The sequence below is a fragment of the Herbidospora yilanensis genome, from assembly GCF_001570565.1.
GTDB classification, from domain to species: domain Bacteria; phylum Actinomycetota; class Actinomycetes; order Streptosporangiales; family Streptosporangiaceae; genus Herbidospora; species Herbidospora yilanensis.
The window spans coordinates 231124-247444 of the sequence record NZ_BBXE01000022.1 but is presented as its reverse complement, the minus strand read 5'-3'; the positions used below and the strand labels follow the sequence as shown (position 1 = coordinate 247444).

The following is a 16321-nucleotide window of genomic DNA, read 5'->3' as shown; positions in this document are numbered from 1 at the left end:
CCCACGATGTGGCGCCTCGGCAAGCGTGTCGGGATCGTCAATTCAGAGTAAGGATGGGGTAAGGTCGCGTCCCTGCGGTTCGGTAAAGCCCGATCGGGTAGTTCACGGTTGCTCGGCGGTTGCTCATTGGCATGCGATATGACGCGGCACGGGCCACCACCGACCGGCACTAACTCAGGGATGAGAGCGGGCAAAACGGTAGGACTCGGCACGCCGCGATAGCTGACGGCACGGAACCCGCCAACTTTTAATCCGTAGGTTCAGGGTTCGAATCCCTGGCGCCCCACTCTTGTCCCGGTTTGACCGTTGACTTTGTCCCTGTTGGGGAATCTCGACGGCGAGGCGGGATCGACGTGTTTGCTCGCCGGTTGCTCATTGGTACCTCCCCGGAGTGGGAACATCGCTAAGGGCATTCACGTCAAGCCGAACGTAGATCACGTCCACAGAACACCCCGCGTAAGCGGGCCCGGCAGCATCCTTCCTCCCTAGACAGGTCAGCTGAGGGCCAAGCCCTGGTCTAAGCGCCAAGGTCCGGGGGGAACTTCGTGCAGGAGGGCAGCCGTTTCGGCGACCCTCCTGGAACGGATCGTTGTGCTTGTTCGCGCGTTCACCCTCTCTCCTGTCCTCACCGCGACAACCGCCGCGTCTGTTACGTCTGCCGTGTCTGTCGAACCCGGCCCGAGATGGGGTCATGCCACCTCCGCCGGGAGCGTCCGTGTGTCGTAGGACCGCTGGCACATCGTGGCCTGTGTCAACAGGCCGACAACCTGTACGTCGAGGCCGAAAGCGCGGCCCCGATCCTCGGCATCCACGCCGCTGCCGACGCCAACGGAGCCGAGTGTGGCTGTGGGGGGAACAGCACCATCTTTGGAATCAGGGGTGTCACGAGGCGCTGCGAACATCTGGTCTGGGCCACCAGCCACGTCAAGCAGTAGCCACTCACAGGTGCCGTCAACGGATGCCTCGGGACATCTGCGAAGACGTCTTCGGCATGTCTGGACGACCCAAACGCCAGAGGGCTGGGCCGTACGGCGTCAGCCCCCTGTGGTCTTCCACCAGGAACTCGACCAGCTCGTGCCGGGCATCGTCTATTTCGCCGAGTCATCCGCAGAGATGAAGAACGCTTGGCCAGGCTTCCGCGACTTTCACCCGCAACCTCAACACCTCGATTGCAGATCTTGCACCGGTGGCTGACAGCCGACGGCTCGCGGGCCGGGCCGCCGCCCCCACGCGGAGAAAGCCGAGCCTGCCCTCCCTGCTTGTTTGATCCAAAAATGGATATCTGGGGGTTTCAGGCAGCCACCCGGACCCATTGACTGGATCTATAGCGATTCAGACCGGGGGTTGATCTTAGGGCTATGGCTGACGGCGCGTGACCGAGGCTTCTCGGTGGCTCACCGACCGCTGATCAGCCTGTTGTTCGTCAGCCTTTGGTCGTGGTGGACGCTGGGCTCCGCGATCGTGATTTGGAGTGGCGATCGGCTACGGCGTTCAGCGCAGGGCGTTCGCATCGCCGCCCGCGATCGTCGCCGGCAGGCGAGTGCGAAATCCGCTTCACGACAAATTCAGATAGGCCGGTGCAGACGGTCGCGGAGTCGTGTTCGACCTTCTGGCTGGGAAGTCCGACGGCGCATTGCGGCCGAGATCAGCGAAACCCGGCAGGGATGGGCCAGACCACGCGGAACCGTGAGGGGACATGGCGATGGCGAAGGCAGTGGGCATCGATCTGGGCACGACGAACTCCGTGATCGCGACGACCGAGGACGGCCATCCAACGGTCATCCCGAACGCCGAGGGGTCGCGGACCACACCGTCGGTGGTTGGTTTCACCGACCAGGGTGAGGTCCTGGTCGGCCAGATGGCCCGCCGTCAGGCGATCCTGAATCCGAAGGGGACGATCTACTCGGCCAAGCGGTTCATGGGCCGGCGCTTCGAGGAGGTTCGCGACGAGACCAAGGCGGTCTCGTTCGACGTCGCGGCAGGTCCCGACGGGGCCGTGCGGTTCAAGGTCAAGGACAGGCAGTACGCGCCGGAGGAGATCTCGGCGTTCGTGCTGAGGAAGCTGGTGGCCGACGCGGCGAAGTTCCTGGGCGAGAAGGTCACCGAGGCCGTCATCACCGTGCCCGCCTACTTCAACGACGCCCAGCGGCAGGCCACAAAGGACGCCGGGAAGATCGCCGGCGTGGAGGTCCTGCGCATCATCAACGAGCCGACCGCGGCGGCTCTGGCCTACGGCCTGGACAAGAAGGGCAGCGAGACCGTCCTCGTCTTCGACTTGGGCGGCGGGACCTTCGACGTCAGCATTCTCGACATCGGCGATGGCGTGATCGAGGTCCGCGCCACGGCTGGGGACACCCATCTGGGCGGCGACGACTTCGACCGCCGGATCGTGGACCACCTGGCCGACGAGTTCCAGCGTCAGGACGGCATCGACCTGCGCGCCGACCCCCAGGCCCTGCAGCGGCTCTTCGAGGCGGCCGAGAAGGCCAAGGTTGAGCTGTCGGCCGTCAGCCAGACCCAGATCAGCCTCCCGTTCATCACGGCGGACGCGAACGGGCCCAAGCACCTGAACACCACGCTGATGCGGTCCACGTTCGAGCAGATCACCACCGACCTGATCGAGCGGGTCAAGGGCCCGGTCGAGCAGGCCATGGGCGACGCCAAGCTGACCTCGGCCGATCTCGACGAGGTGATCCTGGTCGGCGGATCCACCCGCATGCCCGCGGTGCAGCAGACGGTGCGCCGCATGACGGGCAAGGACCCCAACATGACGGTCAACCCCGACGAGGTCGTGGCGCTCGGTGCGGCGGTGCAGGCGGCCGTCATCAGGGGCGAGGTCAAGGACGTCGTGCTGCTCGACGTCACCCCGCTCTCGCTCGGAGTGGAGACGCTCGGCGGTCTCATGACGAAGGTCATCGAACGGAACACCACGATCCCGGCCCGCCGGACCGAGATCTTCAGTACCGCCGAGGACAACCAGTCGGCCGTCGACGTGGTCATCCTGCAGGGCGAGCGGGAACGCGCCGCCGACAACCGGGTGCTCGGCCGGTTCCGCCTGGAGAACATCCGGCCCGCGCCACGCGGGGTGCCGCAGGTCGAGGTCACCTTCGACATCGACGCGAACGGCATCCTCAACGTGACCGCCAAGGACAAGGACACCGGAGCCGAGCAGCGCATCACGATCAGCGAGAGCTCCAACCTGGACACCAGCGAGATCGACCGGATGATCGCCGACGCCGAGCGACACCGCGCCGACGACGTCGCTCTCCGCGAGGCGGTCGACGCCCGCAACGAGCTGGACTCGGTCGCCTACCAGGTGGAGCGGCGCCTGTCCGAGCTCGGGGACGCCGTCCCGGTGCACGAGAAGGCCCGCGCGGAACAGTTGATCGCCGACGCCCGCCAGGCCATCAAGGAGGAGGGGCCCGCCGATCGGCTGCGCGTCCTGGCCGGAGAGCTCCAGCAGGTCTTCCACGCACTGGGCGCCGGCGCTCAGCCGGGACAACCCGGGCAGCAGCCGGGGCAGCCCGGCGCGGGCGGGCCGGACGACGACGTGATCGACGCTGAGTTCACCAGGCCGGAGTGACATGACCGACAAGGACAGAGATCCACGTCAGGGTCAGGTTCCGACGGCCGAGGCCATGGAGGCCGAAACCGGCGCTCCCCGTGAGGACACCGAAACGGGGGCCGACACGGACGCCCGGCTGGAGGAGCTGCACGACCGGTGGCTACGCGCGACCGCGGAGCTCGACAACCTCCGTAAGCGGACGGCCCGGGACCTCGCCAGGCAGCGGCTCGACGAACGGGCCAGGGTCGCCGCGGAGTGGCTGCCGGTCGTCGACAACCTCGAACTGGCACTGCGGCACGCCGACGGCGACACCAGCGCGGTGATCGAGGGCGTCCGGGCCGTCCGCGACCAGGCGGTGGCCGTGCTCGCGCGGCTGGGCTTCCCGCGCGTCGAGGAGCTCGGGGCCCGGTTCGACCCCGCCAGGCACGAGGCCGTGAGCACGGTGGAGGACCCGGAGGCCGAGCCGGGCACGGTCGTCGCGGTCGTACGGCCCGGCTACGGCGAGGGCCCCGACCAGTTGCGCCCCGCGTCGGTCGTCGTGTCGACCAAGGCGGAGGACTGATGGCCGATCGCGACTTCTACGAGATCCTCGGGGTGCCGCGAACGGCCGGCCGCGAGGAGATCCAGCGGGCCTACCGCAAGCTCGCGCGCTCCTATCATCCCGACGTCAACAAGGACCCGAGCGCCGAGGACCGCTTCAAGGAGGTGTCGGAGGCCTACGAGGTGCTGTCCGATCCGGAGACCCGGCGGCGCTACGACGCGTTCGGCCGGGACTTCCGGCAGGTGCCCGAGGGAGTGGACCCGGCGGCGTACGCCCGGGCCCGAGCCGGGGCGGGCACGGGGGGCCGGGCCGGATGGGCACGCGGTCCGGCCGGGCAGGAGGTCCGGTTCGAGACCGGGGAGGGCGTCGACTTCGAGGACCTGTTCGGCGGCATGTTCGGAGGTCGCGCAGGACGCGCGGGCCGCGGCTGGGGGCCGATGCCCGGCGCCGACCAGGAGGCCGAGCTGCCGCTGACGGTCGAGGAGGCCTACCGCGGCGGCCGCCGCACGATCACCCTGCCCCGCGCCGGAGGTTCCCGGACGCTGGAGGTCACGATCCCCCGGGGCGTCCGGGACGGGCAACGGATCCGGCTCGCGGATCAGGGCGGCGAGAGCGCCGGCGGCGCGAAGAGGGGCGACCTCTATCTGATCGCGCGAATCACTGATCATCCCCGCTACCGCGTCGAGGGACGGGACATCCATGTCCAGCTTCCCCTCACCCCGTCGGAGGCCGCGCTGGGCGCGACCGTGGCGGTCGAGACCCCCGGTGGCGAGGCGAAGGTCAAGGTGCCGCCCGGTTCCTCCTCCGGACGCCGCCTGCGCCTGCGGGGGCAGGGCATGCCCCATCCCCGCGGCGCTCCCGGGGACCTGTTCGCCGAGGTCCGGGTCATGGTCCCCCGCACGCTGAGCGCCGAGGAGCGCCGCCTCTATGAGCGGCTGGCCGACGTCTCCGGCTTCGACCCGCGCGCCGAATCGGAAGGGAGGACCCGGCCATGAGCCATCCGCTTGTCCGGCTGCCACGCCTGGGCCTGGAATCCTTCGCGCGGGCGACCGGTCTGCATCCGGAGTTGGTGCGCCGCCTGGTCACGCTCGGCCTGATCGACGCCTTCCGCGACCCGGCGGGGGACCTGTGCTTCCCGCCCTCCCAGCTCGCCGCCGCCGGGCGCCTCCAGCGGCTGCACACGCAACTGGCTGTCAACTACGCCTCTCTGGGCCTGGTGGCGGACCTGCTCGATCGCATCGCGGAGCTCGAAGCGGCTCTGCGGACCCGCACGAGAACTCCGGGAGGCACGCCGTGGACGTGAACCGCCTTACTCAGAAGTCGCAGGAGGCCCTGCAGGGCGCCCAGACCAAGGCGACCCGCTTCGGCCACACCGAGGTCGACGGCGAGCATCTCCTGTCCGCGTTGCTGGACCAGCCACAGGGGCTGGCCCCCCGCCTGCTCTCGGCCGCCGGCGCCGACGCGGACAAGTTGGCGCTGGAGGTGGAGGCCGAGCTGGAACGTCGGCCCCGCGTGACCGGTCCCGGCGCCGCACCCGGCCAGGTGTACCTGACCCAGCGGCTGTCCCGCCTGCTGGAGGCGGCCGATCGGGAGGCCAGGAGGCTGAGGGACGAGTACGTCTCGGTCGAGCATCTGCTGCTGGCGCTGCTCGACGAAGGGCCGGACACCTCGGCCGGACGGCTGCTCAGAGCGCACGGGCTGAACCGCGAGCGTTTCCTGGAGGTCCTCACGCAGGTGCGCGGCAACCAGCGCGTGACCTCCGCCACCCCCGAGGTCGCCTACGAGGCCCTGGAGAAGTACGGTCGCGACCTGGTGGCCGCCGCCAGGGCGGACAAACTCGACCCGGTGATCGGCCGCGACGGCGAGATCCGCAGGGTCGTGCAGATCCTGTCGCGCAAGACCAAGAACAATCCCGTTCTCATCGGCGATCCGGGCGTCGGCAAGACCGCGATCGTCGAGGGCCTCGCCCAGCGCATCGCCCGGGGTGACGTCCCAGAGGGCCTGAAGGACAAGACGATCTTCAGTCTCGACGTGGGCGCCCTCGTCGCGGGGGCGAAATACCGCGGCGAGTTCGAGGAACGCCTCAAGGCCGTGCTGACCGAGGTCACCTCGGCGGAAGGCCGGATCCTGCTGTTCGTCGACGAGGTCCACAACGTCGTCGGCGCGGGCGCGGCCGAGGGCTCCATGGACGCGGGGAACATGCTGAAGCCGATGCTGGCCCGCGGGGAACTCCACATGATCGGCGCCACGACGGTCACCGAATACCGCAAGCACATCGAGAAGGACGCCGCGCTGGAGCGCCGCTTCCAGCCCGTCTTCGTGGACGAGCCGTCGGTGGAGGACTCCGTCTCCATCCTGCGCGGCCTGCGCGAGCGCCTTGAGGTCTTCCACGGCGTGAAGATCGCCGACAACGCCGTCGTCGCGTCGGTCGTGCTGAGCCATCGCTACATCAGCGACCGCTTCCTGCCCGACAAGGCGATCGACCTGGTCGACGAGGCGTGCGCGATGCTCCGTACGGAGATCGACTCCATGCCGGCCGAGCTGGACGAACTCACACGCCGGGTGATGCGCCTGGAGATCGAGGAGGCGGCCCTCGCCGACGAGGACGACCCGGCGAGCCGGACCCGCCTGGAGGCGCTGCGCGCCGAGCTCGCCGACGTGCGCGCCCAGGCCGACGCCATGCGCGCCCAGTGGGAGGCCGAGCGGCACGCCCTGCACAAGGTGCAGCAACTGCGCCAGGAGATCGAGATGGTCCGGCGTGAGGCCGAACAGGCCGAGCGCGTGTACGACCTGAACCGCGCCGCCGAGCTGATGCACGGCAGGCTCCCCGAGCTGGAACGCAAGCTGGAGGTCGCGGAGACGCAGCTGGAATCCAAGCAGGGTGCGGGACGGCTGCTCCGTGAGGTCGTGACGGAAGAGGAGATCGCCGGAATCGTGTCCCGCTGGACCGGCATCCCGGTCAGCAGGCTCCAGGAGGGCGAGCGGGGCAAACTGCTGCACCTCGACCAGATCCTGCACGAGCGCGTCATCGGTCAGGACGAGGCCGTGCAGGCGGTCGCCGACGCGATCATCCGGGCGCGTTCCGGGATCAAGGACCCGCGCCGGCCCATCGGCTCGTTCGTCTTCCTCGGCCCGACCGGCGTCGGGAAGACCGAACTGGCCAAGACCCTCGCCGAGGCGTTGTTCGACACCCAGGACAACATCGTCCGCGTCGACATGAGCGAGTACCAGGAGCGCCACACGGTCAGCCGGCTGGTCGGCGCCCCGCCCGGATACATCGGCTACGAGGAGGGCGGCCAGCTCACCGAGGCCGTCCGGCGCAAGCCGTACTCGGTCGTGCTGTTCGACGAGATCGAGAAGGCGCACACGGACGTCTTCAACACGCTGCTGCAGGTGCTCGACGACGGACGGCTCACCGACGCCCAGGGCCGTACGGTCGACTTCCGCAACACCGTGATCATCATGACGTCCAACATCGGCTCGCACTTCCTGAGCGAGAAGGCCGGCCCGGCGGGCGAGATCGACCCCGAGGTCCGCGAGATGGTGATGGCCGAACTGCGCGCACGGTTCCGGCCCGAGTTCCTCAACCGGATCGACGACATCGTGCTGTTCAAACCGCTCACCGAGCCGGAGATCGAGCAGATCGTGGCACTGATGTTCACCGAGATCAGGAGCCGGCTCACCGAACGCGGGATGACGCTGGAGGTCACACCCGATGCCGTGCGCTTCATCGCCGAGCAGGGCTTCGACCCCGTCTACGGCGCACGTCCGCTGCGCCGTTTCATCGCCCGCGAGGTCGAGACCCGCGTCGCCCGCGCCCTGGTCGCCGGCGACGTCCACGACGGCGCGGTCATCCGGGTCGGGATGACCGGCGGCACACTCTCGGTGGCGTATGAGAATCCGGAGGTCTGACCATGCGCCGGCCACCTGAACTCCGAGAGACGCCGGACCCGCAGGGGGCCTACCCGAGGCTGAGCGACGCGCAGCTCCAGGCGCTGGCCCCGCACGGTGAGCGGCGCCGGGTCCGCCAGAACGAGGTCCTGTACGCCGAAGGTCTTCCGTGCGCCGAATTCTTCGCCGTCCTGGCCGGCAAGGTCGCGACGGTCGAGGGATTCGGAGGAGACAACCGGGTGATCGGCGTCCACGGGGCAGGCCGGTTCCTGGGAGAGCTCAACGTCCTCACCGGCCAGGTGGGCTTCGTCACCGGCGTGGTGGCCGAGGACGGCGAGGTCCTCGCCGTGCCGGCGGACGCGCTCCGCCGCCTGGTCGCCGGGAATCCGGAACTCGGCGACCTGATCCTGCGGGCCTACCTCATCCGCCGCACGATGCTCATCGGACTGGGGGCCGGATTCCGCATCATCGGTTCCTGCTTCTCGGCCGACTCCCGACGGCTGCGCGAGTTCGCGGCGCGCAACCGGCTGCCGCACCGGTGGATCGACCTCGAGCAGGACCACGAGGCGGAGCGGTTCCTGCGGAGCATGGACGTCACCCCGGAGGAGACCCCGGTCGTGATCTTGCGCGGCGAGACGGTGCTCCGCAACCCCAGCACCACGGAGCTGGCCCGGGCGATCGGGCTCCCCGCGCCACGGGTGCGGCAGGCCCGATGCGACCTGCTCGTCGTCGGGGCCGGACCGGCGGGCCTGGCGGCGGCGGTCTACGGGGCGTCGGAGGGCCTCGCGACGCTGGCCCTGGAGAACGTCGCGACGGGCGGCCAGGCGGGCACCTCCTCCCGGATCGAGAACTACCTCGGCTTCCCGGCCGGGATATCCGGCGGCGAACTGGCGGAGCGGTCGGTGATCCAGGCCGACAAGTTCGGGGCGCGGCTCCTCGTCCCCGCACAGGCATGCGGACTGCACCTCGACGCGGATGATCACGTCGTCACCGTCCGGGACGGCGGCGCGATCCACGCGCGCACCCTGATCATCGCGACCGGCGTCCGCTATCGGCGGCTCGACGTCCCGAACCTGGAAAGGTTCGAGTCCACGAGCGTCTACTACGCGGCGACCATGTTCGAAGCCCAGATGTGCGAGCGGGACCCGATCGTCGTCGTGGGCGGAGGCAACTCGGCCGGTCAGGCCGCCCTGTTCCTGGCCCGGCACGCCGCCGGTGTCCGGCTGCTCGTGCGGGAGGACGCGCTGTCCAGGAGCATGTCCCGCTACCTGGCCGTCGAGATCGAACGGCACCCCCGGATCCAGATCATGCTGAACACCGAGGTCCGGGAGCTGATCGGCGAGGAGAAGCTCACCGCGGTCAGCGCCGAGAACAACCGCACCGGCGAGCGTTCCACGATCGAGGCCCGCGCGATGTTCATCTTCATCGGCGCGGAGCCGTACACCACCTGGCTGGCCGACGAGATCGCGCTCGACCCGAAGGGCTACATCCTGACGGGCGCGGACGCCACCCGGTCCGGCAGGCAGGACACGCCCGACTCCGCCGGTCGGCCGTTCCCGCTGGAGACGAGCAGGGCGGGCGTGTTCGCGGCCGGGGACGTGCGGAGCGGCTCGGTCAAGCGGGTGGCCGCGGCGGTCGGCGAAGGCGCCATGGCCGTACGGCTGATCCACGACTATCTCCAGGCCGGAGAGTGACTCCGGGCCGGAAGGAAGGAGACCTCCATGGTTCTCATGGCGGTGCCGAGATTCGAACGGTTCTTCCGCAGCGCCGCAGGTGTCGACGTCGACAAGAACGACCTCCGGCGCTACGGCGACTTCGTGAACGACAAGGTCCACGATCTCCTGGTGATGGGCCAGGCCCACGCCAAGGCGAACCGTCGCGACGTCATCGAACCCTCCGATCTACCCGTCACCAAGGGCCTCCAGGAGAGCATCCACCGGTTCCGGAGCCTCGACGAGGACATCGAGCTGAAACCCATCCTGGAGCAGCTCGCCAAACTGCCTCCGCTGGACCTGTCGATCGGCGAGGAGACCGTCGGCCGCCTGCCCGAGATCGTCGGCGGCCTGTCAGTGGCACTGGCTCAAACTCTCAAGATCGTGGATCCGGACGTGAAGAACCCCGCGACCGAGCAGTGGGAGCGCACGATGAGCGTCTTCGACCTGCTGCTCTGATGTCCCGCCGGCGAATGAGGAAGAAGGAATGAACCATTGACCTGCTGCACGGCGCATGGGCAAGGCGATCCTTCGCAAAACAACTGCATGCGAGGAAATCATGAAAGCAGTCGTATACAACGGACCTCGACAGGTCGACGTCGAGCAGGTCCCTGACGCCCGCATCGAGCAGCCCACCGACGTCCTGGTCCGCATCACCACGACCAACATCTGCGGGTCGGACCTGCACATGTACGAAGGCAGGACCGACTTCGAGACAGGCCGGATCCTCGGCCACGAGAACCTCGGCGAGGTGGTCGAGATCGGGTCGGCCGTCCACAACGTCCGCGTCGGCGACGTGGTCTGCATGCCGTTCAACGTCTCGTGCGGCTTCTGTGAGAACTGCGAGAAGGGCCTGACGGCCTACTGCCTCACCACCAATCCCGAGCCGGGCATGGCCGGAGCGGCCTACGGTTTCGCGGACATGGGGCCCTACAGCGGCGGCCAGGCCGAGCTGTTGCGGGTGCCGTTCGGCGACGTCAACTGCCTCGTCCTCCCGGAGGACGCACGGGAGAAGCAGAACGACTACGTGATGCTCGCCGACATCTGGCCGACCGGCTGGCACGCGACCCAACTCGCCCAGGTGGAGGCGGGCGACACAGTCGTGATCTACGGAGCCGGGCCCGTGGGGCTGATGGCGGCCTACTCCGCCACGCTCAAGAGCGCGAGCAAGGTCATGGTCGTCGACCGCCACCCCGACCGGCTCACCAAAGCCGAGGAGATCGGCGCGATCGCGATCGACGACTCCAAGGCGTCACCGGTCGACCAGGTCATGGAGCTCACCGACGGCCTGGGCGCCGACCGGGGTTGCGAGTGCGTGGGTTACCAGGCGCACGACCCGCAGGGGCACGAGCACCCCAACATGACGCTCAACAACCTCGTCAAATCGGTCAAGTTCACCGGGACCATCGGCGTCGTGGGCGTCTACATCCCGTCGGACCCCGGCAGCCCGGACGATCTCTTCAAGCAGGGCGAGGTCGCCTTCGACTACGGGATGTTCTGGTTCAAGGGCCAGATGATCGGCAACGGCCAGTGCAACGTGAAGAACTACAACCGGAAGCTCTCCAGGCTCATCCACGCGGGGAAGGCCCGGCCGTCCTGGGTCGTCTCACATGAACTGAACCTGGACGACGCACCGGGTGGCTACGAGCACTTCGACCGGCGGGATCCCGGCTGGACCAAGGTCGTCATCCACCCCGACCAGCTCAACTGAGCCACAGCGGCCGGCCCCCCGGATGGGGACCGGCCGCTCGGCCGCCGTCAGGGTTTGAGCACGACCTTCTCGCAGTGGTCCTGCTTGTTCTTGAAGAGCTCGAAGCCGCGCTCCGCGTCGTCGAGCGGCAGCCTGTGGGTGATGATCCGGGTCGGGTCGATCTCCCCGCGCTCGATGCGCCCCAGCAGCGGCTTCATGTAGCGCTGCACGTGGCACTGCCCGGTACGCAGGGTCAGCGCCCGGTTCATCCACGCGCCGGCCGGGAACTTGTCCACCAGACCTCCGTAGACGCCGATCACCGAGACCACGCCGCCGCTGCGGCACGACATGATCGCCTGGCGCAGCGCGTGCGGACGGTCGCTCTCCGCCCGTACGGCCTGCTTGACGCGGTCGTAGGTGGCGATGTGGGCGCTGCCGTGGGTGGCCTCCAGGCCGACGGCGTCGATGCACTTGTCCGGTCCCCGGCCTCCGGTCAGTTCGAGCAGCCGCGACCTCACGTCGACCTCGTCGAAGTTCACCGGCGTGTGGCCCGCCCGTTCGGCCATCTCCAGCCGGTAGGGCTCCTTGTCGATGGCGATGACCTTGGCGGCGCCGAGTACCCGGGCGCTGTCCATGGCGAACTGGCCGACCGGGCCGGCCCCCCACACGGCCACCACGTCGCTGGGCTGGATGTCGCACATCTCGGCGCCCATGTAGCCGGTGGGCAGGATGTCGGACAGGAACAGCACCTGCTCGTCGGCCACATCGGACTCGATCTTGAGCGGGCCGACGTCGGCGAACGGCACCCGCGCGTACTGCGCCTGACCGCCCGCGAAGCCGCCGGTCAGATGCGAATAGCCGAAGATCCCGGCGACCGGGTGACCGAACATCTTCTCCGCGATCCCGGCGTTGGGATTGGTGTTCTCGCAGCAGGAGTACAGCTCGGCGGCACAGGCGCCGCACGCGCCGCAGGCGATCGGGAACGGCACGACGACCCGGTCCCCGACGCGCAGCCGCTCCGGATCGACGCCAGGGCCGACCTCGACCACCTCGCCCATGAACTCGTGGCCCATGACGTCGCCGTCCTGCATCGTGGGCACGTACCCGTCGACCAGGTGCAGGTCCGAACCGCAGATCGCGGTGGAGGTGATCCGTACGATGGCGTCGCGCCTGTTCAGGATCCTCGGGTCCGGCACGTCACGGACCTCGACCTTGTTGCGGCCCGCCCAGGTGTTCGCCCTCATGCCTCCGCCCCCTTCGCGAACTCGGCGTCCGACAACGGCTGCGCCGGACGCTGCGGGAACTCCTCGCGGGCCCGCTTGCCCCACGGGGCGCCGTCCGACCGGACCACCTCACCGGTCTCCAGGACCTGCTTGAGCCGGCGCAGGTCGTCGTCGAGTTGCTGGTGCGGTTCCTCGCCGAAGTACTTGGCGACCGCCTTGCCGATCGTGCCGCCCGGAATGTCGTACACCAGGCTGATGTGCACCTCAGTGCTCACACCGTCCGGGGCCGGCACGAACCGGACCGTGCCGGCGTTCGGCACGTCGGCGTCGCCGATCGACCGCCACCCGATCTTCTCGCCGGGCGTCTCGTCGAGGATCTCCGCGTCCCACTGGACGTCCTTGCCGAACGGGGCGTTGGCGACCCAGTGGCTCGTACGGTCACCGGTGGTACGGACCTCCTCGAGATGCGCCATGAACGTCGGCAGGTTCTCCAGATCGCGCCAGAACGCGTAGACCTCCGATACGGGTTTGCGAATGGTCGTCGTGGCCGTCAGTTCCATGAGTTCTCCTCTGCGTGTGCCTCGCACCACCAGCAGAGAGCAGATCTCGGTCCACCACCGTGATCCCGGCGGCGACGCCGGTGACACCGACGGGCCGCCGCCGAATGCGCTCGCCCTCGTGGGCGCTGGCCGGCCGAGCGAGATCAGGTTGACCGCGTCACCCGTGATCCAGGCCGCGGCAGTTCAAGTTGGGCGTACCCCTTGAAATGCCACCAAACCCACCCATCGATCGCGGCAGAAATCGCTCACTTACCCAGGCCGCCGCGACCCCAGGGGCGGCTCCCGGCACACGCGCGTGCCCTTCGAGGTGCGCGCTTTGGGGACCCGTTCGAGTGCGGACTCCACCCACTTCCTCGAATGTCGCCAATTCGGCTGCCGGCGAGGTGAGCGACATCCCCAACGGCAATGGCAACACTTACAACAGTGGCAACGAGGCCGTCAGCCGCCCCCGGGTTGGATGCCCTCCCGGGCCAACCGTAGGTATCTGCGATGCACCGTCCAGACCGTAGAGATCGCGCCTTTAATCCGTAGGTTCAGGGTTCGAATCCTTGGCGCCCCACCCATGTGACCTGCGACTTTACCTGTTTCGGTAGTCGGCGGATCACGGCGCGAGTCACTGTGGGGCACATGTGAGTCACATCTGCGCCGGGTCCTTGGTGGTTCGGGCCGTTTTGCGGGCGGCGGACATCACCAGCTGGGCGGTCTTCCGGGCACTGTCGTGATAGAGCTGCGGCAGGACGCTCAACATCAGCCCCGACCGGCGGCTCCTGGAGTCAACCCATCAGCGCCTCCACCCAAGCCGGTGCGCTTCAGAGAGACCTTCGTAACCGCCGTCATCGTCGAGGCCCACGACGGCGAGATCTCCATCCTGAACTGCGGACACCCCCCCACCCCTGGTGATCCGCCAAGTCGGACGGTCCGTCCTGCTCGAACCCGAGGAGGACAGCCCTCCTCTCGGTCTGGCCGGGCTGGGACTCCCCGGGCCCAAGCCACTGCGGGTGCCCTTCACGCAGGGAGACCAGATGCTCCTCTACACCGACGGCGTGATCGAAGCCCGCGACGGAGGCGGGGCGTTCTACCTGTTGACCGACCGCCTCGCCCTTCTCGGCCAGGCCGATCCCCAAAAGGCAGTGGACGATCTCCGGGCTGACCTGGTGGACCACGTCGGCGGTCCGCTGCCCGACGATGCGGCGATGCTGCTGGTGCGACGATGAATCCCCAGCCCTCTTCGCCGACGAGGGCGACAGCACGCGTTTCTCCGCCCGGACGCGAGGGTAGATCAAGGCCGCGCTGAGATGCCGGACGGTGCCAGACTCACCAGATGGGCCAGCGATCCCCCGCGTTCTGCTGTTTCGGTGATGGCACGTGAGGTCGGGGGACGCAAACGTGGAATACGGCAGTACCTTCGGCGCAGCGTGAACGAGGTTATCGACGCTCTGGTCGGCGCTCCGGAGCGGGCGTTGCTGGCCGCAGTCAAGATCCTGGCGCTGTTCGTCACCGCCGTGGTGGCCTTCCGGCTCACCGGGCGGCGCGCGCTGACCGAGCTAGCGCCTTTCGACTTCGTCACCGCCGTGGCGGTTGGGGCGCTGATCGGGCGGACCGCCACAGCGACCGATGCTTCCTGGCTGGACGGAGCCGTCGCTCTGATCACCCTCCTGCTGGCCCATCTGGTGGTCGTCCACCTGCGGTTCATGCCTGGGGTCCGCCGCGTGGCCGACCCGTCACCGCACCTGCTCGTCCATGACGGGAAGGTGCTTCAGCATGCCCTGCGACGCTGCGGACTGACGCGGTCGGATCTGGACATCGTCCTGCGCCGGCATGGCGTCACCGAACTCGATGCCGTCCGCCTCGCGGTGTTCGAGCCGAACGGCGCGATCTCCCTCGTCACCCGTACAGAGGACGCGCGACCGTCGGCTTAGACGACCCGGCGTGACACGATGCCGGTGCCGACGTCGTGTCCGCGCCACAGGTCGAAGCGCTCGCCGGGGCGCAGGTATTCGGCGGCCTCGTCATCGGAGACGAGCATGGTCACGATGTGGAACGTGTCGCCCGGCGCCAACGGCTCCCAGTCGTCGGTGGAGATCGCCGCGGCGAAGGGGTGCCTGCCGGCCGTGCCCGCCTCCTGATCACGCGCGCATACCGTCAGCACCTGTGAACGGTGCGGCAGCGCGCGGTCGAGCCCGCCCTGCTCGGGCGGGAGAAGTGTGATCAACGCTCGTACTCTGGTCATCGGTTTCGACCTCCCAAGCTTCGCCCGGGCCTGCATGCCGCACGGGACCTGCTACGCCGACCGGCTCGGCGTTCTTCCAGTGACACCCGGACCTTCCGGGTGGATCACCGTGGAGCGTCAGACCGACCAGATCCGGCTCCACCTGCTGCGCCACCCGACCGACGCGCCGGTGTTCTGGCGAGAGGTCTACGTGCGCGACCACATCATGGAAGAGCGGTTCTTCACACTGGCCGAGCTTGCCTTTTCCCGGTTGTTGGTTGCCTCGTCGCTGAGTTTCCGGCGTTTCAGGGGGGCGTACGCCGAGGTGCTGCCCTGGCTGGTCCGGCTGCTGGGCGCGGTCAACGACCACTTCGCCCAGGAGCTCGCCCAGCGAGGCGGAGATCAGAACCAGGTCATGGCCCGCTTCTCCGTGCTCGGCCTGGACATCTCACCGGAGAGCCCTCAGACGAAGAAGAACGCCAAGGCCCGGGCTGAACGGCTTGTCCCGTACGAGGATGCGCAGTATCGATGCGAGTGGCACGGCAAACGGGTCTGGGACCGTGATCGGGTGCACTTCTCCCTGCCGATCGCCGAGCACGACGGGCGAATCCTCATCGGCGCGTTCGTAGGCCATCTGTCAACGTGAAAGCGCCCGCCCCCAAGCGGGAAACGGGCGCTGCTCAAAAGGTGTTACTCGACGTCCACGGCCGGGCCGCCCGGGCGGCAGCGCATGACCCGATCCCCCGACTGGAGATCGGGACGGTTCACCTGACGGCGCAATACGGCGATCTGATGGCGAAGCACCACGATCTCGGCCGCCTTGTCCCGGTCACCGCGACCCAGCAAAACCCAGGAACTGAAGACACGCCCGAGGATGAGGTAGAGGGAGGACCACAACACCATCAGCAGGATGCTCGAGACCTCCTCATG

Annotated in this window: 14 protein-coding genes and 1 pseudogene; 11 read left to right on the top strand and 4 right to left on the bottom strand. The window is 68.5% G+C overall.

The genetic code is table 11. The annotated features are described in order from the left end of the window. Positions 1-1702: 1702 nt before the first annotated feature. The 8 genes from dnaK to AW273_RS17365 all read left to right on the top strand — a co-directional run bounded on the left by dnaK (position 1703) and on the right by AW273_RS17365 (position 11420). Positions 1703-3583, top strand: coding sequence for a molecular chaperone DnaK (gene dnaK, locus AW273_RS17400; RefSeq protein WP_062349381.1), 1881 nt, complete (start codon positions 1703-1705; stop codon positions 3581-3583). 1 nt (position 3584) lies between these two features. Continuing rightward, complete coding sequence (locus tag AW273_RS17395) at positions 3585-4127, top strand: nucleotide exchange factor GrpE (protein ID WP_083949828.1); 543 nt, start codon at positions 3585-3587, stop codon at positions 4125-4127. Beyond that, on the top strand, positions 4127-5101 hold the full coding sequence (locus AW273_RS17390; protein ID WP_062349367.1) for a DnaJ C-terminal domain-containing protein: 975 nt from the start codon (positions 4127-4129) through the stop codon (positions 5099-5101). The genes AW273_RS17395 and AW273_RS17390 overlap by 1 nt, the downstream gene beginning before the upstream one ends. Further along, positions 5098-5409, top strand: coding sequence for a chaperone modulator CbpM (locus AW273_RS17385; protein ID WP_062349366.1), 312 nt, complete (start codon positions 5098-5100; stop codon positions 5407-5409). The genes AW273_RS17390 and AW273_RS17385 overlap by 4 nt, the downstream gene beginning before the upstream one ends. Then, positions 5400-8018: an ATP-dependent chaperone ClpB gene (gene clpB, locus AW273_RS17380; protein WP_062349365.1), complete on the top strand. Its 2619-nt coding sequence runs from the start codon at positions 5400-5402 to the stop codon at positions 8016-8018. The genes AW273_RS17385 and clpB overlap by 10 nt, the downstream gene beginning before the upstream one ends. A 2-nt stretch (positions 8019-8020) precedes the next feature. Beyond that, positions 8021-9691: an FAD-dependent oxidoreductase gene (locus AW273_RS17375; RefSeq protein ID WP_062349364.1), complete on the top strand. Its 1671-nt coding sequence runs from the start codon at positions 8021-8023 to the stop codon at positions 9689-9691. 27 nt (positions 9692-9718) lie between these two features. Further along, positions 9719-10168, top strand: a complete 450-nt coding sequence (locus AW273_RS17370) for a DUF1931 family protein (protein ID WP_062349363.1) — start codon at positions 9719-9721, stop codon at positions 10166-10168. Between the two features lie 100 nt (positions 10169-10268). Next, a complete protein-coding gene (locus AW273_RS17365; protein ID WP_062349362.1) occupies positions 10269-11420 on the top strand; it encodes a glutathione-independent formaldehyde dehydrogenase in 1152 nt (383 codons plus the stop codon). A gap of 47 nt (positions 11421-11467) precedes the next feature. Here the strand turns inward: AW273_RS17365 and AW273_RS17360 are convergent, their stop codons facing one another. Both AW273_RS17360 and AW273_RS17355 read right to left on the bottom strand, forming a co-directional pair. Beyond that, positions 11468-12643, bottom strand: a complete 1176-nt coding sequence (locus AW273_RS17360) for a zinc-dependent alcohol dehydrogenase (RefSeq protein ID WP_062349361.1) — start codon at positions 12641-12643, stop codon at positions 11468-11470. Beyond that, entirely contained in the window at positions 12640-13182 is a 543-nt protein-coding gene (locus AW273_RS17355) for an SRPBCC family protein (protein WP_062349360.1), read from the bottom strand. Before AW273_RS17355 ends, AW273_RS17360 begins: the two co-directional genes overlap by 4 nt. A gap of 887 nt (positions 13183-14069) precedes the next feature. Here AW273_RS17355 and AW273_RS17350 point away from each other — a divergent pair. Together AW273_RS17350 and AW273_RS17345 are read left to right on the top strand one after the other, a co-directional pair. After that, positions 14070-14396: pseudogene (locus AW273_RS17350) on the top strand (SpoIIE family protein phosphatase); the annotation flags it as partial. A 201-nt stretch (positions 14397-14597) separates the two neighbouring features. Further along, complete coding sequence (locus tag AW273_RS17345) at positions 14598-15101, top strand: DUF421 domain-containing protein (protein ID WP_062349358.1); 504 nt, start codon at positions 14598-14600, stop codon at positions 15099-15101. On the opposite strand, the gene AW273_RS17340 is transcribed toward AW273_RS17345, so the two are convergent. Continuing rightward, positions 15098-15394, bottom strand: coding sequence for a hypothetical protein (locus AW273_RS17340; RefSeq protein WP_062349357.1), 297 nt, complete (start codon positions 15392-15394; stop codon positions 15098-15100). The two genes, AW273_RS17345 and AW273_RS17340, sit on opposite strands and share 4 nt — an antisense overlap. On the opposite strand from AW273_RS17340, the gene AW273_RS17335 reads away from it, so the two are divergent. Then, positions 15387-16037, top strand: a complete 651-nt coding sequence (locus tag AW273_RS17335) for a hypothetical protein (RefSeq protein WP_157555873.1) — start codon at positions 15387-15389, stop codon at positions 16035-16037. The two genes, AW273_RS17340 and AW273_RS17335, sit on opposite strands and share 8 nt — an antisense overlap. A gap of 44 nt (positions 16038-16081) precedes the next feature. On the opposite strand, the gene AW273_RS17330 is transcribed toward AW273_RS17335, so the two are convergent. Next, the gene (locus AW273_RS17330) at positions 16082-16294 is read right to left on the bottom strand and encodes a hypothetical protein (RefSeq protein ID WP_062349355.1); all 213 of its coding nucleotides are present in this window, start codon (positions 16292-16294) and stop codon (positions 16082-16084) included. Between the last annotated feature and the right edge of the window lie 27 nt (positions 16295-16321).